This is a genomic window from Phycicoccus sp. Soil803 (assembly GCF_001429685.1).
GTDB lineage: Bacteria > Actinomycetota > Actinomycetes > Actinomycetales > Dermatophilaceae > Pedococcus.
In genome coordinates, this window is record NZ_LMST01000001.1 from 3,867,782 (window position 1) to 3,887,303 (window position 19,522).

16 protein-coding genes are annotated in these 19,522 nt (G+C 69.5%); 1 reads left to right on the forward strand and 15 read right to left on the reverse strand.

Annotation, left to right across the window (positions count from 1 at the left end; genetic code table 11):
• Positions 1–44: 44 nt before the first annotated feature.
• On the forward strand, positions 45–2,069 hold the full coding sequence (locus ASG95_RS17970; protein WP_057378342.1) for a PhoX family phosphatase: 2,025 nt from the start codon (positions 45–47) through the stop codon (positions 2,067–2,069).
• A 168-nt stretch (positions 2,070–2,237) separates the two neighbouring features.
• Here the strand turns inward: ASG95_RS17970 and ASG95_RS17975 are convergent, their stop codons facing one another.
• Genes ASG95_RS17975 through ASG95_RS18045 form a run of 15 tightly spaced genes read right to left on the reverse strand, consistent with a single transcriptional unit; the run spans position 2,238 to position 19,438 of the window.
• Complete coding sequence (locus ASG95_RS17975) at positions 2,238–3,239, reverse strand: polyprenyl synthetase family protein (protein WP_057378343.1); 1,002 nt, start codon at positions 3,237–3,239, stop codon at positions 2,238–2,240.
• A 46-nt stretch (positions 3,240–3,285) separates the two neighbouring features.
• Positions 3,286–4,875 carry an NADH-quinone oxidoreductase subunit NuoN gene (gene nuoN / locus ASG95_RS17980; protein ID WP_369820395.1) on the reverse strand — a complete coding sequence of 530 codons (1,590 nt, stop codon included), beginning with the start codon at positions 4,873–4,875 and terminating at the stop codon, positions 3,286–3,288.
• Positions 4,876–4,883: 8 nt separating this feature from the next.
• Positions 4,884–6,413: an NADH-quinone oxidoreductase subunit M gene (locus tag ASG95_RS17985; RefSeq protein ID WP_057378344.1), complete on the reverse strand. Its 1,530-nt coding sequence runs from the start codon at positions 6,411–6,413 to the stop codon at positions 4,884–4,886.
• Positions 6,413–8,365: an NADH-quinone oxidoreductase subunit L gene (gene nuoL / locus ASG95_RS17990; RefSeq protein WP_057378345.1), complete on the reverse strand. Its 1,953-nt coding sequence runs from the start codon at positions 8,363–8,365 to the stop codon at positions 6,413–6,415. Before nuoL ends, ASG95_RS17985 begins: the two co-directional genes overlap by 1 nt.
• 13 nt (positions 8,366–8,378) lie before the next feature.
• The gene (gene nuoK, locus ASG95_RS17995) at positions 8,379–8,678 is read right to left on the reverse strand and encodes an NADH-quinone oxidoreductase subunit NuoK (RefSeq protein ID WP_056924306.1); all 300 of its coding nucleotides are present in this window, start codon (positions 8,676–8,678) and stop codon (positions 8,379–8,381) included.
• Positions 8,675–9,445: an NADH-quinone oxidoreductase subunit J gene (locus ASG95_RS18000; protein WP_057378346.1), complete on the reverse strand. Its 771-nt coding sequence runs from the start codon at positions 9,443–9,445 to the stop codon at positions 8,675–8,677. The genes nuoK and ASG95_RS18000 overlap by 4 nt, the downstream gene beginning before the upstream one ends.
• Complete coding sequence (gene nuoI / locus ASG95_RS18005) at positions 9,442–10,134, reverse strand: NADH-quinone oxidoreductase subunit NuoI (protein WP_082592835.1); 693 nt, start codon at positions 10,132–10,134, stop codon at positions 9,442–9,444. The genes ASG95_RS18000 and nuoI overlap by 4 nt, the downstream gene beginning before the upstream one ends.
• Positions 10,127–11,503 (reverse strand): NADH-quinone oxidoreductase subunit NuoH, encoded by a 1,377-nt coding sequence (gene nuoH / locus ASG95_RS18010; protein ID WP_057378347.1) that lies wholly within the window; start codon positions 11,501–11,503, stop codon positions 10,127–10,129. The genes nuoI and nuoH overlap by 8 nt, the downstream gene beginning before the upstream one ends.
• Positions 11,500–13,977: an NADH-quinone oxidoreductase subunit G gene (locus ASG95_RS18015; protein ID WP_057378348.1), complete on the reverse strand. Its 2,478-nt coding sequence runs from the start codon at positions 13,975–13,977 to the stop codon at positions 11,500–11,502. Before ASG95_RS18015 ends, nuoH begins: the two co-directional genes overlap by 4 nt.
• Positions 13,974–15,287 carry an NADH-quinone oxidoreductase subunit NuoF gene (gene nuoF, locus ASG95_RS18020; protein ID WP_057378349.1) on the reverse strand — a complete coding sequence of 438 codons (1,314 nt, stop codon included), beginning with the start codon at positions 15,285–15,287 and terminating at the stop codon, positions 13,974–13,976. The genes ASG95_RS18015 and nuoF overlap by 4 nt, the downstream gene beginning before the upstream one ends.
• Positions 15,284–16,165 carry an NADH-quinone oxidoreductase subunit NuoE gene (gene nuoE / locus ASG95_RS18025; protein ID WP_057378350.1) on the reverse strand — a complete coding sequence of 294 codons (882 nt, stop codon included), beginning with the start codon at positions 16,163–16,165 and terminating at the stop codon, positions 15,284–15,286. Before nuoE ends, nuoF begins: the two co-directional genes overlap by 4 nt.
• Positions 16,165–17,523, reverse strand: a complete 1,359-nt coding sequence (locus ASG95_RS18030) for an NADH-quinone oxidoreductase subunit D (protein WP_082592837.1) — start codon at positions 17,521–17,523, stop codon at positions 16,165–16,167. Before ASG95_RS18030 ends, nuoE begins: the two co-directional genes overlap by 1 nt.
• Positions 17,523–18,431, reverse strand: coding sequence for an NADH-quinone oxidoreductase subunit C (locus ASG95_RS18035; RefSeq protein ID WP_235544003.1), 909 nt, complete (start codon positions 18,429–18,431; stop codon positions 17,523–17,525). The genes ASG95_RS18030 and ASG95_RS18035 overlap by 1 nt, the downstream gene beginning before the upstream one ends.
• Positions 18,428–19,057: an NADH-quinone oxidoreductase subunit B family protein gene (locus tag ASG95_RS18040; protein ID WP_235544006.1), complete on the reverse strand. Its 630-nt coding sequence runs from the start codon at positions 19,055–19,057 to the stop codon at positions 18,428–18,430. Before ASG95_RS18040 ends, ASG95_RS18035 begins: the two co-directional genes overlap by 4 nt.
• A gap of 18 nt (positions 19,058–19,075) precedes the next feature.
• A complete protein-coding gene (locus ASG95_RS18045) occupies positions 19,076–19,438 on the reverse strand; it encodes an NADH-quinone oxidoreductase subunit A (RefSeq protein ID WP_056924312.1) in 363 nt (120 codons plus the stop codon).
• Positions 19,439–19,522: the final 84 nt, after the last annotated feature.

The window sequence follows — 19,522 nt, forward strand, 5'->3', positions numbered from 1 at the left end:
CTGCCCGCGCCGCGCAGCGCGACCCGAGACCTGGAGGAACTTCGATGTCCACAGCTTCACCCGAGCGCACCGCCCTTCCCCTGCTCACCGTCCACCAGGGCGGCAGGAGTGCGATGACCTGCTACTTCAAGTGTGACGACGCCTGCAGCAAGCCCGTCCCGAACCAGACCGACCACGGCTACTTCGGTGACCTCGTCGCGGCCGGTGCGTCGCGACGCGCGATCCTCAAGGGCAGCGGGCTGGTCGCGGCCGTCGTCGGTCTCGGCACCGTGACCGGGGTGCAGTCCGCCGCCGCCGCGCCCGGCTCCACCCCCGCAGCGGACCCGGCCGCCGCTGGGGGCACGAAGTCACCGTTCGGGTTCACCGCCATCGCGCCCCAGCCAGCCGGCACGGACCGGGTCGTCATCCCCGAGGGCTTCGAGTGGTCGACGATCGTCGCGTGGGGCGACCCGATCCTGGCCGACGCTCCCGCCTTCGACTTCGAGCACCAGAGCGCGGCAGCCCAGGAGGGGCAGTTCGGCTACAACAACGACTACACGACGCTGGTCCGGGGCCGCGACGAGAGGCACGGGACCCTGGTCTGCAACAACGAGTACACCAACGACGAGCTGATGTTCCGGGGCTACACGGGATCGGCGTCGCTGACGCCCGAGCAGATCCGGATCACGATGGCCGCGCATGGCATGTCCGTCGTCGAGCTGCGGCGCGCGAACGCGACCGCGCCGTGGACCTACGTCAAGGGCGCCGCCACGAACCGCCGGGTCACGGCCACGACGCCGTTCGCCTTCGACGGCCCGGCTGCCGGTCACCGCCTGCTGAAGACCACCGCCGACCCCTCGGGCATGCGCGTGCTCGGCACCTTCGGCAACTGCTCCGGCGGCCTCACCCCGTGGGGCACCGTGCTGTCGGGTGAGGAGAACTTCAACGGCTACTTCTCGGCCGCGACCGCTCCGGCCGACCAGACCGACGCCTACAAGCGCTACGGCCTCACGGGCTCCAAGGGCCGTGGCTGGGAGCGGGTCGACCGCCGCTTCGACGCGACGCTGGAACCCAATGAGGTCAACAGGTTTGGCTGGATCGTCGAGCTCGACCCCTCGGACCCGTCCTCGACTCCGGTCAAGCACACGGCACTCGGCCGGCTCAAGCACGAGGGCGCCAACGTCACAGTGGCGCCCGACGGCCGCGTGGTCGCCTACCTGGGCGACGACGAGCGGTTCGACTACCTCTACAAGTTCGTGTCGCACGGCCGCTTCCGCCCCGGCAGCTCGGCCAGGGCCCGCGCGCACAACCTGACACTGCTGTCCTCGGGCGACCTCTACGTCGCGAAGTTCACCGGGGACGGGTTCGAGGACGGCATCAGCGACGGCTCCGGCCAGTGGCTGCCACTCGTCGTCGACAACGAGAGCAAGGTCGCAGGCTTCACCCACGAGGAGGTCCTCATCTGGACGCGCCTCGCCGCCGACAAGGTGGGCCCCACCAAGATGGACCGGCCCGAGGACGTCGAGCCCAACCTGGTCAACGGCCGCACCTACGTCGTGTGCACCAACAACACGAGCCGTCAGCCCAGCCAGATCGACGAGGCCAACCCCCGCGCGAACAACAAGCACGGGCACATCATCGAGATCACCCCGACCGCGGGCGACGACACGACGACCAGCTTCACCTGGAAGATCGTCCTGATCGCCGGTGACCCGACCGACCCGACGACCTACTTCAACGGCTACGACCGCTCCGAGGTCTCGCCGATCTCGTGTCCCGACAACATCGCCTTCGACCACGACGGCAACATGTGGATCGCCACCGACGGCAACGCCCTCGGCGCCTGCGACGGCATGTACCTCTTCCCGCTTTCGGGGCCGCACAAGGGTCACCTGCAGCAGTTCCTGTCGGTGCCCGCCTACGCCGAGTGCTGCGGGCCTCTGGTGACCTGGGACCAGAAGACCGTGCTGGCCGCCGTCCAGCACCCGGGTGAGACGACCGGCGCCTCGCCGGCCGCCCCACAGAGCCAGTTCCCCTACCTCGGTGGCGGCCAGCCCCGCCCGGCAGTCATCCAGATCCACCGCGCCTGACCCGCACCACTGCCGACCCGCACCACTGCCGACCCGCACCACTGCCGACCCGCACCACTGCTGACCCACACCACTTCTGGCCACGTATGCCGCGTGTTGGGCGCTGAGAGCGCCCGTCACCAGGCATGGGTGGCCAGAAGTGCGGGAGGGGTGGGGCGGGGCGGTCGGTCAGCCGACGCGGGTGACGACGCTGGTCGCGAGGGCGCGCAGTGCCGCCTTGGCCTCGCCGTCCGGCAGTGGGTCGAGGACGTCCTGCGCAGCCGTGGCGACCGCGGAGGTGTGCTCTCGGGCGCGGTCCATGGCCGGGTGCCCGCGCAGGAGCCCGAGGGTCTCGTCCAGCCGGGCCTGGTCACGCAGGTCGGACTGCAGCAGCTCGCGCAGGCGGGCGTCGGCGGGGTCGGTGGAGGCCAGCGCGTAGAGGACGGGCAGCGTGCGCTTGCCCTCGCGCAGGTCGGTGCCGGGGGTCTTGCCGAGGTCGTCGGCGTCCGACGAGACGTCGATGAGATCGTCGGCGAGCTGGAAGGCCATGCCGAGCTGCTCGCCGTACTCGCGCATGATCTCCACCGTCGCGGCGTCGCAGCCCGCGAACATCGCGCCGTAGCGCGCCGCCGTGGCGATCAGCACGCCGGTCTTGTCGGCCAGCACTTGGAGGTAGTACCCGACCGGGTCCTCGTCGCTCGGGCTCGGCCGGTCGTCGCGGATCTGCCCGACGCACAGCCGCACGAAGGTCTCCGCCTGGATCTTGACCGCCTCGGGCCCGAGGTCGGCGATGATCGACGACGCCGTACCGAAGAGCAGGTCGCCGACCAGGATCGCGGTCGAGTTGCCGTACTTCGCGTTCGCGCTGGGCGCCCCGCGGCGCAGGTCGGCCTCGTCCATCACGTCGTCGTGGCACAGCGACGCGACGTGGGTCAGCTCGACGCCTGCGGCGGCAGCGACCACGTCCTCGTTGGCCCCGGTGCCCAGCTCTGCGGCGAGCAGGGTCAGCAAGGGACGGAAGCGCTTGCCCCCCGCTTGGATGAGGTGGCTGTTGGCCTCCGCGATGAACGCGTCGTCGTGGTCGACCTCACGACGCAGCAAGGCGTCGACCGCGGCAAGCCCTGCTCGCAGCCGGTCGGACAGGTCGTCCGAGACGTCAGGCAGGACGAGGACCGGTGGGGTCGTGCTCACCTGGCAGCCTGCTTCGCCGAGACAGAGGGCGTCATCGAACCGGGCGTCACTTCACCAGGAACTGCGACGACCGCTCGGCCAGGTCGAGGACCTGGGCCGGCAGGATGCCGAGGACCAGCGTCACGAGGGTGCCGATGGTGATGGCGACCGTGGTGAACGGCGACGCCGTCTCCGCCACGACGACCTCGCCGGCCGGCGGCTCGGTGAAGTACATCAGCACGATCAGCCGGACGTAGACGAACGCGGTGATGACGCTGCAGAGCACGCCGATGATGACCAGGGCCACTCCGGACCGGCCGCCGAACGAGATGGCCGGCGCGAACGCGGCATACTTCGCGGCGAAGCCGGACGTCAGCGGGATGCCCGCGAAGGCCAGCAGCAGGAACGCGAAGACGCCGGCCACGACCGGGTGGTTGCGGCCCAACCCGGCCCACTGGGACAGGTGCGAGGCCTCGGAGCCACCCTGGCGCACCAGCGACACGACGGCGAAGCCGGCGATCGTGGTGAAGCCGTAGGCGACGAGGTAGAACATCGTGCCCGAGACACCGGTGCGGTCGAAGGCCAGCACTGCGACGAGGATGAACCCCGCGTGGGCGATCGAGGAGTAGGCGAGCAGCCGCTTCACGTCGGTCTGGGTCACCGACAGCACGGCACCGACGACCATGGTCAGGGCGGCGACGGCGATCACGCCACCACGCCAGTCCCAGCGGTTGGCCTCGACGCCGACGTAGACGACGCGCAGGATCGCCCCGAAGGCGGCGACCTTGGTGCAGGCGGCCATGAAGCCGGTGACCGGGGTGGGCGCGCCCTGGTAGACATCGGGGGTCCACGAGTGGAACGGCACGGCGCCGACCTTGAACAGCAGGCCGACCAGGACCAGCACGACACCGGGCAGGAGCAGGCCCTCGAGGGCTCCGTTGGCCGCCCTCACCGCCGTGGCGATGTCGGCGAGGTAGAGCGAGCCCGCGTAGCCGTAGAGCAGGGCGGCGCCGAAGAGGAAGAACGCCGAGCTGAACGCACCGAGCAGGAAGTACTTGAGCGACGCCTCCTGCGAGAGGAGCCGGCGGCGGCGGGCCAGCCCACAGAGCAGGTAGAGGGGCAGCGACAGCACCTCGAGCGCGACGAACATGGTCAGCAGGTCACCCGCGGCCGGGAACAGCAGCATGCCGACGACCGAGAACAGCGTCAGTGGGAAGACCTCGCTGGTCGCCAGTCCGGCCCGCAGCGCTGCGGCCTCGTGGGGTGAACCGGGGACGGCCGCACCCATCGGGGTGAAGGCGTCGGCACCCTGGCCGCCGAACTTCTCGGCCATGGTCAGCACACCGAGCGCCGCCATGAGGAGGATCGCGCCCTGCAGGAACAGGGCGGGACCGTCGATGATGACCGCCTGGGCGAGCGTGCCACCGCGGTGCGCCTCGTCGGCCGACACCGTCACGAGGACCACGAACGCGGCGACCAGCGACACCAGCGCCAGTGAGACCTGGATGACATGGCGGTGGCGACGCGGCGCGAAGGCCTCGACCAGCACGCCGATGAGCGCGCCGGCGATCACGATCAGCATCGGCGCGATCGCGCTGTAGTCGACGTCGGCCGGCTTGAAGGCCGTGGCCAGCGCAGGGGCGGACAGAACCGTCATGGCGGGCATTACTTCGTGCTCCCGTCAGCAGCGGAGGTGGGGGCCGGGTCGGTGACGCCGACGTACTGCAGCGTCTTGGACACCGCCGGGTTGAGCATGTCCAGGGCCGGCTTGGGGTAGAACCCGAGCACCAGGAAGGCCGCGATGAGCGGGGCCACGACGAGCTTCTCGCGGCGGGTGATGTCGCGCACCGGTGTCGTGAGCTCGGGCTTGGGCCCGGTCATCATCCGCTTGTACATCAGCAGGATGTAGAGGGCGGCCAGGACGATGCCGGCAGTGGCGATGACCGCCGCGGCCGGGTACCGCTGGAACGTGCCGACCAGCACCATGATCTCGGAGATGAACGAGCTGAGGCCGGGCAGCGCCAGACCCGACAGACCCGCCACGAGGAACACGCCGGCGAGCCCGGGCGTCACCCGCTGCCAGCCACCGAAGTCGGGGATCCGTTTGCTGCCCCGGCGCGCGACCAGCATCGCGCCGATGAGGAACAGCGCCGCGGTCGAGAAGCCGTGGTTGAGCATGTAGAGGGCCGAGCCGGCACCACCGGTCGTCGTGAGGGCGAAGATGCCCAGCACGATGAAGCCGAAGTGGCTCACCGACGTGTAGGCGATCAGCCGCATGATGTCGGTCTGGCCGATGGCGAGCAGCGCGCCGTAGAGGATCGAGATGACCGCCAGCACCAGCACGACCGGCGTGGCCCACTTGGAGGCCTCCGGGAAGAGCTGCAGGCAGAACCGGATCATCCCGTAGGTGCCGACCTTGTCGAGGACACCGACGAGCAGCACCGCGGTGGCCGGGCGGGCCTCGGTGGCCGCGTCGGGCAGCCAGGTGTGCACCGGCCACATCGGCGCCTTCACCGCGAACGCGAAGAAGAAGGCGACGAACATCAGCCGCTCGGGCGTCGCGCCGAGGTCGAGCCCGGTCAGCTTGGCGACCAGGAACCCGTCGGCCCCGCCGGGGCCGTAGCGGTAGAGCGCGATCACGCCGACGAGCATGACCAGCCCGCCCGCGAGCGAGAAGAGCAGGAACTTCACCGCGGCATACTGCCGACGCGGCCCACCGTAGGAGCCGATCAGGAAGTAGACCGGGATGAGCATCGCCTCGAAGAAGACGTAGAACAGGAACACGTCGGTGGCCGCGAAGACGCCGACCATGAAGGTGACGAGCACCAGCATCAGCGCGAAGTAGTTCTTCTCGCGCTTGCCGCCCTCGGGCACGTCACGCCACGCGGCGAGGATGCAGACCGGCGTGAGCAGCAGCGCCATGAGGATCATGACCAGCGCGATGCCGTCGACCCCCAGGGCGTAGGACACCCCGAACTGCGGGATCCACTCGTGCTGCTCAGTGAGCTGGAACTGCTGGTCCGAGGTGTTCTCGAACTGCAGGGCGGCGGCGATGCCGAAGACCAGCGTGACCAGAGAGAAGCCGAGGGCGACGTGCTTGGCCCGGTCGGTCAGTCCCGCGGGCAGCCCGGCCACGACGGCAGCGCCGATCAGCGGGATCACCCCGATCACGGTCAGCCAGGGGAAGTTCGTCATCACTGGATCACCCACATGGCACCGAGGATCACGACGACGCCGGCGAGCATCGTCAGGGCGTAGGACCGGGCGAAGCCGTTCTGGAGGCGACGCAGTCGACTCGAGGTGCCACCGACGAGGGCGGCGAGCCCGCCGACCCCACCGTCGACACCTCGGGTGTCCGCGAACACCAGTGCTCGGGTCAGGTGGAGACCTGGCCGCATGAAGACTCCCTCGTTGACGTCGTCCTGGTAGAGGTCACGGCGGGCGGCGCGGGTGGCCAGCGAACCGGTGGGCTGCACCTGGGGCACCTCGTCGCGCCAGTAGCGCATCCACGCGAGCAGCACACCGCCGGCGACCAGCAGCAGCGTCAGCGTCATCAGCAGCCACACCGGCAGGACCGGGTGCTCGCCCTCCTCGTGGCCACCGACGACCGGCTCGAGCCAGTGCGTGAAGGTGCCACCGAGGGAGAGGACCAGGCCCAGCAGGCCGGAGCCGACCGCGAGCACCATCATCGGGATGGTCATGGTGCGGGGTGACTCGTGCGGGTGCACAGCATCGTCACCGTCGGTCTGCCACCTCTTGGTGCCGTGGAAGGTCATGAAGAACAGCCGCGACATGTAGAACGCGGTGATGCCGGCGCCGATCAGCGCGGCGCCGCCGAACACCCACGGGCGCCAGCCCTCGCCGATGAAGGCGGCCTCGATGATCTTGTCCTTGGACCAGAAGCCGGAGAACGGCGGCACACCGAGGATGGCGAGCCAGCCCAGGCCGAAGGTGATCCAGGTGATCTTCATGGCGCCCGACAGCCCACCGAAGCGGCGCATGTCGACCTGGTCGTTCATCCCGTGCATGACCGACCCGGCGCCGAGGAACATCCCGGCCTTGAAGAAGCCGTGGGTCAGCAGGTGGAAGATCGCGAAGGCGTAGCCGACCGGGCCGAGGCCCGCCGCGAGCATCATGTAGCCGATCTGCGACATCGTCGAGGCGGCCAGCGCCTTCTTGATGTCGTCCTTGGCGCAACCGACGATCGCCCCGAAAATCAGCGTGATGGCGCCGACGATGACGACGGCCAGCTGGGCGTTCGGCGCGTGGTCAAAGACGAAGCTGCTGCGCACGACGAGGTAGACGCCGGCGGTGACCATCGTCGCGGCGTGGATGAGCGCGGAGACGGGTGTCGGGCCCGCCATGGCGTCGCCGAGCCAGCTCTGCAGCGGGAACTGCGCCGACTTGCCGCAGGCACCGAGCAGGAGCATCAGGCCGATCGCCGTGAGCACGCCTTCGCCCGCGCCACCCTCGGCGGCCTGCTGGACACCGGCGAAGGTGACCGTGCCGAACGCCGCGAACATGATCATGATGCCGACCGACAGGCCGAAGTCACCGACCCGGTTGACGACGAACGCCTTGTTGGCGGCGGTGGCGTAGGCCGGGTTGTGGTTCCAGAACCCGATCAGCAGGTAGGACGCGAGACCCACGCCCTCCCAGCCGACGTAGAGGAGCAGGTAGGAGTCGGCCAGCACCAGCAGGAGCATCGCCGCGACGAACAGGTTGAGGTAGGCGAAGAACCGGCGCTTGTCCGGGTCGTGCTCCATGTACCCGATCGAGTAGACGTGGATGAGCGACCCCACGAAGGTCACCAGCAGCACGAACGTCACGGACAGCTGGTCGACGAGCATGCCGGCGTCGAGGTTGAACGAGCCGGCCGGCACCCAGTTGAACAGGTGCAGGTGCGCGGCGCGGTCCTCGCCGTCGCGGCCGAGCATGGCCAGCCAGACGACGAAGCCGACGACGAAGGCCGCCCACGACATCGCGGTGGCGAACAGCGGCCCCCACTTGTCGGTGGCGCGGCCGCCGAACAGCAGCACGGCGGCTCCGAGCAGCGGCAGGGCTACCAGCAGCCAGGCGTATGCCGTGACGCCGGTAGCCGCCGTTGCAGCACCTTCGGCGGTGGCGAGGTGGGCGAGGGAGGTCACCTGGTGGCTCCTTCTACAGCTTCAGCAGGTTGGCGTCGTCGACCGAGGCCGACCGGCGGGCACGGAAGATGGCCATGATGATGGCCAGTCCCACGACGACCTCGGCAGCGGCGACCACCATGACGAACAGGGCGATCACCTGCCCGTCGAGGTTGCCGCGCATCCGGGAGAACGTCACGAACATCAGGTTGGTCGCGTTGAGCATCAGCTCGACACCCATGAACACGATGATCGCGTTGCGGCGCAAGAGGACAGCCGCTCCACCGATCGCGAACAGCAGGGTCGCGAGGTAGATGTAGTTGACGAGGTTCATCGCTGCGACCCCTCCTCGATCTCGTGCTCGATGTCGTGTTCCGACTCGATGTGGCGGGCCGGCGCGACGTTCTGCTCACGGGCGGTGAGCACCCGCGAGACGGACAGCTCGCTCGGCGTGCCGTCGGGGAGCAGGGCCGGGGTGTCGACCGCGTTGCTGCGGGCGTAGACACCAGGAGCCGGCAGACCGGCGACGTTGCGGTTCTCGAGGATGCGCCGCTCGGACCAGGCGCGCTGGCTCGGCTTGGTGCCGATCCGCTCGCGGTGGGCCAGCACCATCGCGCCGAGGGCTGCGGTGATGAGCAGGGCCGAGGTGATCTCGAAGGTCCAGACGTACTTGCCGAAGATCAGGTCGGCGACGCCGGACACGTTGCCGGTGCTCTCGTTGACGCTGGACAGGCCCTTCATCGGGCCGAACTGGGCGCGGCCGATCGCGGTGAACAGCAGCGCGGCCAGGCCGAGGGTGAGCAGCGCGCCCGCCCACTTCTGGCCCTTCAGCGTCTCGACGAGGGAGTCGCTGGAGTCGACACCGACCAGCATCAGCACGAACAGGAACAGCATCATGACCGCGCCGGTGTAGACGAAGATCTGGATGATGCCGAGGAAGTCGGCCTCCTGCGCGATGTAGAAGATCCCGAGGTTGATCATCACCAGGGCCATGCCCAGGGCGGCGTGCACCGCCTTCTTGGCGAAGATCAGGCCGAGCGCGCCGAGCACGCTGATCGGCGCGAGGATCCAGAACATGATCTGCTCACCGAGGCCGGTCATCGGCGCACCGCCTCGGTCGTGTCGCGGCCGACCTGTCGGGTGGTCACGGTGTCCACCCCTTCGACGGGGTCACCGCTGGGGGCGAGGCCGTCCTCGGGCTGGGCGTCGTGCTCCTTCACCCAGGCCTCCTGCTCGGGCGTCGCGCGGACGACCTTGCCCTGGTAGTAGTCGCGCTCCTCGAGGCCCTCGACCATGGGGTGCGGCGCGGGCAGCATCCCCTCGGCCAACGGCGCGAGCAGCTGCTCCTTGGTGAAGATCAGGTCGGCGCGGTTGTTGTCGGCCAGCTCGTAGAAGTTGGTCATCGTCAGGGCGCGCGTCGGGCAGGCCTCGATGCACAGGCCGCAGAAGATGCAGCGCAGGTAGTTGATCTGGTAGACGCGGCCGTAGCGCTCGCCCGGTGAGAACCGGCCGGTGCCACCGTCGGAGTCGTCGTTCGACGCCCCCTCGACGAGGATCGCGTCGGCCGGGCAGGCCCAGGCGCAGAGCTCGCAGCCGACGCACTTCTCGAGGCCGTCGGCGTGCCGGTTGAGCTGGTGGCGGCCGTGGTAGCGCGGCTGGGTCGGCCGCTTCTCCTCGGGGTACTCCTCGGTCTCCAGCTTGCGGAACATGGTCGCGAACGTGACACCGAACCCCCCGACCGGGGCGAACAGGTCGGCGAGGAAGCTCGGCTTCTTCTTGTCGTCAGCCACGAGTGGCCTCCTTGTCCGTTGCGGTGTCGCCGGCACTGATGGCCAGGGACGGCTCCTTGAGCCGCTGGCCGGGCAGCGGTGGCACCGGGTAGCCACCGGCGAAGGGGTCGATCTCCTCCGGGGGCGGCGTGTTGCGGATGGCGTCCTGCTCGATCTTCTTGTTGTCGCGCAGCCAGGCGATCACGAGCACCGCACCGGCGAGGACGACGACGAAGGCGATGCTCACCACGGGGAACTCGCGCCCGTTGAAGGTCAGGCTCGGACCGGCGATGTAGCCGAGCTGGCTGGCCTTCATGAAGGCCGCGACGACGACCCAGGCCAGCGTGACCGGGATCAGGAACTTCCAGCCGAAGCGCATGAACTGGTCGTAGCGGACGCGCGGGAGCGAGCCACGCAGCCAGACGAAGAAGAACATGAACAGCCAGAGCTTGATGACGAACCAGAGCAGGCCCCACCAGCCGTGGTTGAACATGCCGTCGTTGATCGCCGCGATGCCGGGAGGGGCCATCCAGCCCCCGAGGAACATCGTGGTGGCCAGCGCGGAGACGGTGAACATGTTGACGTACTCACCGAGGAAGAACATCGCGAACTTCAGCGAGGAGTACTCGGTGTGGAAGCCGCCGGTGAGCTCGCCCTCGCCCTCGGCGAGGTCGAAGGGCAGGCGGTTGGTCTCGCCGACCATCGTCACGACGTAGACGAGGAAGCTGGGGACCAGCGGCAGGATGTACCAGAGGTCCTTCTGGGCCCCGACGATCTGCGACGTCGACATCGACCCGGAGTAGAGGAAGACCGCGACGAGCGACAGACCCATGGCGATCTCGTAGGAGATCACCTGGGCGGTCGAGCGCAGGCCACCGAGCAGGGGGTAGGTCGAGCCGGACGACCAGCCGGCCAGGACGATGCCGTAGACGCCGACGCCGGCGACCGCGAGCACGAGCAGGACGGCGACGGGGATGTCGGTCAGCTGCAACGGGGTGCGGTGGCCGAACATCGAGACCGTCGGCCCCAGGGGGATGATCGCGAACGACACGAACGCCATCGCCCCGGCGATGGCCGGCGCCAGCGCGAAGACCACCTTGTCGGCGTTCTTCGGCGTGAGGTCCTCCTTGAGGGCCAGCTTGATGCCGTCGGCCAGGGTCTGCAGGAGGCCGAACGGGCCGGTGCGGTTGGGGCCGGGACGCTGCTGCATCCGGCCGATGACGCGACGCTCGAACCAGATCACGATCAACGTGTTGACCAGCAGGAAGACGAAGACGAAGAGCGCCTTGACCAGGTGCAGCCACCACGGGGTGTCCGTGAAGTCGGTGCTGGGGTTGTCGGCGAACGGCGCCTGCGCGAGGGCTTGGGTCGCATACGTCAGGGTGCTCACTGGGCGCCTCCCTTCGTGACGGTCACGACGTCACCGGAGACCGCCGCCAACGAGGCGCGGACGGTGGAGCCGTCGGAGTTCGTCGGGAGCCAGACGACGTGGTCGACCATGCCCTCGGTGACCGCGACGCGGGCGGTCACCGAGCCACGGCGGTTGGAGACCGTGACGGTGTCGCCGTCGACCAGGCCGAAGAGCTCGGCCGTGGCGGCGGACACCCGGGCGCGGGCCTTGGCCGCGGTGCCGGCCAGGAACGGCTCGCCGTCCTGCAACGAGCCCCGGTCGAGGAGGTGGTGCCAGGTGGCCAGCACGAGCTGGCCGGCACCGGCGCTCGGGACCTCGGCCACCGGGACGGTGGGAGCCCCACGACGCTCGCCGGTCCAGGGTCCGAGGGCGGTCATCTCGCGACGGATCTCGGCCAGCGTGCGGGTGCCGAGGAAGGAACCCATCTCGTTGGCCAGCATGTCCAGGACGCGGTAGTCGGAGAGGGCGGCGGTGTCGAGGGCCGGCTCGAAGGACCGCGGGCGGCCCTCCCAGTCGACGAACGTGCCGCCCTTCTCGGCCTGCGGGGCCACTGGCAGCACGACGTCGGCGACGGCCGTCACCGACGAGGGCCGGAAGTCCAGGGACACGACGAAGGTCTTGGCCAGGGCTTCCTCGGCGCGCGGGTCGGCGAGGTCGGCGGCGTCCACGCCACCGACGACCAGGGCGTTGATCGAGCCGGTCGTGGCCGCCCGGAGGATGCCGGCGCCGTCCCGACCCGGCACGTCGGGCAGACCGACGACGTCCCAGCGCTCGGCGACCTCCTGGCGGGCGCCGGAGTCCGCGACCGGACGGCCACCGGGCAGCATCGTGGCGAGCGCACCGGCCTCGAGGGCACCGCGCTCACCGGCCCGACGGGGCACCCAGGCGACCCGGGCACCGGCCGACGAGGCCAGCGCCGCGGCCGCCGACAGGGCGCCGGGCACGGTGGCCAGCCGCTCGCCGACGAGCACGATGGCACCCGGCGTCTCGAGCGCCTGGGCAGCCTTGGCGGCGGCACCGTCACCGGTGACACCGTCGGCGAGGGCACGCAGCACCTCGGCCTCGGTGCCGGGGGCGGACGGGATGAGCGTGCCGTTCAGCTTGGTGAGGCCGCGCGTCTCGAAGGGCGCCACGGCATACACGGCGGTCTTGCCGCGGCGCGCGGACTTGCGCAGCCGCAGGAAGACGATCGGGCTCTCCTCCTCGGGCTCGAAGCCCACGAGGACGACGGTCGCTGCCTGCTCGAGGTCGGCATACGTGACCGCTCCCCCCCGTGCTCCATCAACAGAAGGGCCGGTCGCCACGACGGAGGCGGCCAGGAAGTCGGCCTCCTCGGCGGAGTGCGGACGCGCGCGGAAGTCGATGTCGTTGGTCGCGAGGACCGTTCGGGCGAACTTGCCGTAGGCGTAGGCGTCCTCGACGGACACCCGGCCACCGGTCAGGACGCCGACGCCCTTGGCGGCCGCGAGGCCGCGCGCCGCGACCTCGAGGGCCTCGGGCCACGACGCGACCTGGAGCTCGCCGAGCTCGTCGCGCACCATCGGGTACTCGAAGCGGTCACCGGTGGAGGCGTACTGGAAAGCCCAGCGGCCCTTGTCGCAGTTCCACTCCTCGTTGACCAGCGGGTCGTTGACGGCCATCCGTCGCAGGACGGCGCCACGACGGTGGTCGGTGCGGATCGAGCAGCCCGAGGCGCAGTGCTCGCACACGCTCTTGGTCGACACCAGGTCGAACGGGCGGCTGCGGAAGCGGTAGGCCGCACCGGTGAGCGCGCCGACCGGGCAGATCTGCACGGTGTTGCCGGAGAAGTAGGACTCGAACGGCTGCTGCTCGTAGATGCCGACCTGCTGGAGGGCGCCGCGCTCGACCAGCGCGATGAACGGGTCACCGGCGATCTGGTCGGAGAAGCGGGTGCAGCGGGCGCACAGGACGCAGCGCTCACGGTCGAGCAGCACCTGCGAGGAGATGTTGATCGGCTTGGGGTAGGTGCGCTTGACGTCCTCGAACCGGGACTTCGCGCGACCATTGCTCATCGCCTGGTTCTGCAGGGGGCACTCGCCACCCTTGTCGCAGACCGGGCAGTCGAGCGGGTGGTTGATGAGCAACAGCTCCATCACACCCTGCTGGGCCTTGTCGGCGACCTTCGAGGTCTCCTGCGTCTTGACCTGCATGCCCTCGGACACCGTGATGGTGCACGAGGCCTGCGGCTTCGGCATCGGCCGCAGCTGCCCGTCGGGGCCCGGCGTCGCGATGTCGACGAGGCACTGCCGGCAGGCGCCGACCGGCTCCAGCAGCGGGTGGTCGCAGAATCGCGGGATCTGCACGCCGACCTCTTCGGCGGCGCGGATCACCAGCGTGTTCTTGGGGACGGCCACGGGCACGCCGTCGATGGTGACGTTCACCAGGTCGACGGGCGCGGGCGCGGCGCCCTGCTTGTCCTCGGTCACAGTCATGCGGTCACGCGGTCCTTGTGGAAGAGCGTCGACTCCCGGGCGTCGAATGGGCAGCCGCCGTGGGTCAGGTGGTCCAGGAACTCCTGCCGGAAGTACTGGATGCTGCTGGTGATCGGGCTGGTCGCCCCGTCACCGAGCGCGCAGAAGCTGCGGCCGAGGATGTTGTCACAGATGTCGAGCAGCTTCTCGAGGTCCTCCTCGGACCCCTGGCCGTGCTCGAGCCGGCCGAGGATCTGCTTGAGCCACCAGGTGCCCTCGCGGCACGGCGTGCACTTGCCACACGACTCGTGCTTGTAGAAGTCGGTCCAGCGGTCGACGGCGCGCACCACGCAGGTGGTCTCGTCGAAGATCTGCAGCGCCCGGGTGCCGAGCATCGACCCGGCCGCAGCCACCGACTCGAAGTCGAGCGGGGTGTCGAGGTGCTGGTCGGTGAACAGCGGCGTGGACGAGCCACCCGGCGTCCAGAACTTGAGCTTCTTGTTGGGGTCGCGCATACCGCCGGCCATGTCGAGCAGCTCGCGCAGCGTGATGCCGAGCGGCGCTTCGTACTGGCCGGGACGCTTGACGTGACCGGAGAGGCTGAAGATGCCGAAGCCCTGGGACTTCTCGGTGCCCATTCCGGAGAACCAGTCGGCGCCGTGCAGCAGGATCGGCGGGACCGACGCGATCGACTCGACGTTGTTGACGACGGTCGGGCGGGCGTAGAGCCCGGCCACGGCGGGGAACGGCGGCTTGAGGCGCGGTTGGCCGCGACGGCCCTCGAGGCTGTCGAGCAGCGCGGTCTCCTCGCCACAGATGTAGGCGCCGGCACCCGCGTGCACGGTGATGTCGAGGTCGAAGCCCGAGCCGTGGATGTTCTTGCCGAGGTGGCCCGCGGCATACGCCTCCTCCACCGCGCGCAGCAGGCGGCGGTAGACGTGCACGACCTCACCACGCAGGTAGATGAAGGCGTGGTTGCAGCCGATCGCGAAGGAGGTGATGACGCAGCCCTCGATGAGGAACTGCGGCGCCGCCATCATCAGCGGGATGTCCTTGCAGGTGCCCGGCTCGGACTCGTCGGCGTTGACGACGAGGTAGCGGGGACCACCGTCCGGCGGGGGCAGGAAGCCCCACTTCATGCCGGTCGGGAAGCCGGCGCCGCCACGCCCGCGCAGCCCGGAGTCCTTGGTCATCTGCACGAGGTCGGCGGGGTTCATCGCCAGCGCCTTCTTCAGCGCCTGGTAGCCCTCGTTGCGCTCGTAGGTCTCGAGCGTCCACGACTGGGGGTCGTCCCAGAACTTCGTGAGGATCGGGGTCAGCGTGGTGCTCATGAGTCAGCCTTCCCGTTCTTCTCGTCGAACAGCGTGGCCGGCTTGTCGTCGACGGCCTCGTCCGGCGCGTTGGCGCCGCTGTCGGTGGAGGTATGCCGCCCTGCCGCCGTCTCGTCGGACGTCGCCTCGGGCTGTTGGTCGTCAGTTGCGGTCTCGCCGGCCGTGCCGTCGGGGGCGGTCCAGCCGCGCTCGTGGGCGAGCCGCAGGCCCTCCAGCGACGCCGGTCCGGCGCCGACGCCCTCGTCGGCCAGGCCGTCGTGGAAGCCGGCCAGCACGCGCGAGACCTGCTTGAAGGTGCACACCTTCGCGGGGCCGCGGCTGGGCCGGACGTCCTTGCCGGCGCGCAGGTCGTCGACCAGCTGCTTGGTCGACTCCGGCGTCTGGTTGTCGAAGAACTCCCAGTTGGCCATCACGACGGGCGCGAAGTCGCAGGCGGCGTTGCACTCGACCCGCTCGAGGGTCACCTTGCCGTCCGGCGTGGTCTCGTCGTGACCGATGCCGAGGTGCTCGGAGACCTCGTCCCAGATCTGGTCGCCGCCCATGATCGCGCAGAGCGTGTTGGTGCAGATGCCGACGGTGTACTCGCCGTTGGGGTGGCGCTTGTACTGCGTGTAGAACGTCGCGACGCCCGAGACCTCAGCGGTCGTGAGGTCGAGCACGTCGGCGCAGAAGTCGATGCCGCGCCCCGTGACGTAGCCGTCGACCGACTGCACGAGGTGGAGCAGCGGCAGGAGCGCGGAGCGCTTCTGCGGGTACTTCGCGACGACCTGGGCGGCGTCCTCGTGCAACGCGGCCAGGACGTCCGCGGCATACGGCTCCTTGGACTCCGCAGCGACGGTCAGGTGTCCTGCCGCCGTCTGGATCCCGTAGTGCTCCATCAGCGGTCCACGCCTCCCATGACGGGGTCGATCGAGGCGACCGCGACGATGACGTCGGCGATCTGGCTGCCTTCGCACATCACCGCCGTGGCCTGCAGGTTGTTGAACGACGGGTCACGGAAGTGCGCGCGGTAGGGGCGCGTGCCTCCGTCGGACACCGCGTGGCAGCCGAGCTCACCCTTGGGGCTCTCCACCGCGGCATACGCCTGGCCCGGAGGCACCCGGAAGCCCTCGGTGACCAGCTTGAAGTGGTGGATCAGGGACTCCATCGAGGTGCCCATGATCTCGCGGATGTGGTCGAGGCTGTTGCCCATGCCGTCGCCGCCGATGGCCAGCTGTGCGGGCCAAGCGATCTTCTTGTCCTGGACCATGACCGGGCCGGGGTTGGCCTGCAGCCGGTCGATGCACTGCTCCGCGATCTTGAGCGACTCGTACATCTCGTCGATGCGGATCCGCAGGCGGGCGTAGGCGTCGGACTCGGTGCGGGTGATGACCTCGAAGTCGTAGGTCTCGTAGCCGCAGTACGGGTCGAGCTTGCGCAGGTCGTGCGGCAGCCCGGTCGAGCGCAGCATCGGGCCGGTGATGCCCAGCGCCATGCAGCCCGACAGGTCTAGGTAGCCGACATCGACGGTGCGGCCCTTGAGGATGGGGTTCTCGTTGAGGAGGAGCTCGAGCTCGCCAAGTCCCTTGCGCACCAACGGGATCGTGTCGCGGACCTTGTCGATGGCGCCGGGCGGCAGGTCCTGCGCGACACCACCGGGGCGGATGAACGCGTTGTTCATCCGCAGGCCGGTGACCATCTCGAAGATCGACAGGATGCGCTCGCGCTCACGGAAGCCGACCGTCATGACGGTGGTGGCGCCCATCTCCATGCCACCGGTCGCGAGGGCGACGAGGTGGGAGGTGATCCGGTTGAGCTCCATCATCAGCACGCGGATCACGCTGGCGCGCTCGGGGATCTGGTCGGTGATGCCGAGCAGCTTCTCGACCGAGAGGCAGAAGACTGCCTCGTTGAAGAACGGCGTGAGGTAGTCCATCCGGGTGCAGAACGTCACGCCCTGCGTCCAGGTGCGGAACTCCATGTTCTTCTCGATGCCGGTGTGGAGGTAGCCGATGCCCGCGCGGGTCTCGGTCACCGTCTCGCCGTCGAGCTCGAGGATGAGGCGGAGCACGCCGTGCGTCGAAGGGTGCTGCGGACCCATGTTGACGACGATCCGCTCCTCGTGGAGGGCGGCCGCCTCGTCGACGAGCTGGTCCCAGTCACCGCCGGTGGCGTTGAAGACATGGGCGCCCTCCGCGGCCGCCGTGTCGGCCCCCGAGGTGGCGTAGATGTCGGTGTTGGTCGGGTTGGTCGTCATCAGCTGTAAGACCTCCGCTGGTCCGGCGGCGGGACGGTGGCACCCTTGTACTCGACGGGGATGCCGCCGAGGGGGTAGTCCTTCCGCTGCGGGTGGCCCGGCCAGTCGTCGGGCATGAGGATGCGGGTGAGCGACGGGTGGCCGTCGAACTCGATGCCGAACATGTCCCACGTCTCGCGCTCGTGCCAGTCGTTCGCCGGGTAGATCTCGACGATCGACGGGATGTGCGGGTCGGCGTCGGGTGCGGTGACCTCGACACGGACCCGGCGTCCGCCGTGGGTGATCGACAGGAAGTGGTAGACGGCGTGCAGCTCGCGGCCGGCCTCGTGCGGGTAGTGCACGCCGGAGACACCCGTGCACATCTCGAAGCGGAGGGCCGGGTCGTCACGCAGGGCGCGCGCGACGGCCGGCAGGTGCTCGCGTCGGACGAACACCGTCATCTCGCCGCGGTCGACCACGATCCGCTCGACGGCCTCGGCGTACGAGGCGGAGCCGCCCCCGAGGCCGCGCTCGAGCTGGTCGGCGATCTCGTCGAAGTAGCCGCCATAGGGGCGAACGGCCGCGCCGGGGAACAGGATCGGGCTGACCATGCCGCCGTAGCCGGTCGTGTCGCCGGTGTCGGTCGTGCCGAACATGCCGCGCCGCTCACCCACGACGACCGGGTCGGGTGCGGTGCCGGGGGCAGCAGGGAGGCGCTCGTCGGTGTCGCGGTCGACGACCTCACCCGGCTGCACGCCGATGGTCGAGGCCGCGGCCACGGGGGCGGGCTGGTCGGGACCGTCACCCTGGTCGGCCGCGGCGTCGTCGGCCTTGGTGCCGTCGATGTTGCTGTTGGCCGTCGCCTTCCTGGGGTCCTCGGCGGGCGCGTCCTTGGTCTCGTCGGCTGGGTCGTTGGTCGCTTCGCTCATGCCACACCACCGTGGGACACATCGGTGCCGTGCAGGTGGCCGTGCGCGTGGGTGTGGCCGCTGCCGGCACCCTGGGCCAGCAGCCCGGTCATCTGGTGGGTCGGGGTGGCGGCCAGCGCGGCGGCCTCGGCGGCCCGCGCGGCGGCGACCCGGTTGACGCCGAGCTTGGAGTTCTGGATCTGCTCGTGCAGCGTGATGATCGCGTTGAGCAGCATCTCGGGGCGGGGCGGACAGCCGGGCAGGTAGACGTCGACCGGGATGATGTGGTCGACCCCCTGGACGATGGCGTAGTTGTTGAACATGCCACCGGAGCTGGCGCAGACACCCATCGAGATGACCCACTTGGGCTCGGGCATCTGGTCGTAGACCTGGCGGACGACCGGCGCCATCTTCTGGCTGACGCGGCCGGCGACGATCATCAGGTCGGCCTGGCGCGGGGTGGCGGAGAACCGCTCCATCCCGAACCGGGCGATGTCGTAGTCGGGCGTGCCGACGGCCATCATCTCGATGGCGCAGCAGGCGAGGCCGAACGTGGCCGGCCAGACCGAGCTCTTGCGCATGTAGCCGGCGACCTGCTCGACCGTGGTCAGCAGGAAGCCCGCGGGCAGCTTCTCTTCGATTCCCATTTGAGTCCTAGTCCCTCGTCAGTCCCACTCGAGGCCGCCGCGGCGCCACACGTAGGCGTAGGCCACGAACACGGTCAGGATGAACAGCACCATCTCCACGAGCGCGAAGAGGCCGAGCTGGTTGAAGGCCACCGCGAAGGGGTAGAGGAACACCGACTCGATGTCGAAGATGATGAAGAGCATGGCGGTCAGGTAGTACTTGATCGGCACGCGGCCACCGCCCGCGGCCTGGGGGGTCGGCTCGATGCCGCACTCGTAGGCGTCGAGCTTGGCGCGGTTGTAGCGCTTGGGGCCGGAGACCGCCGCCGCGCCGACGGAGAAGACGGCGAACCCGCCACCGATGGCCAACAGGAAAAGCAACGGGACGTAGGGGTTGCTCATCGCGGTGCCACTCCCTTTCTGTCGTCGCTGCGGTTGTCAGGTGTGTCGCCGGTCACACGCTTGCGGTGCGGCCCAATCCTAGGG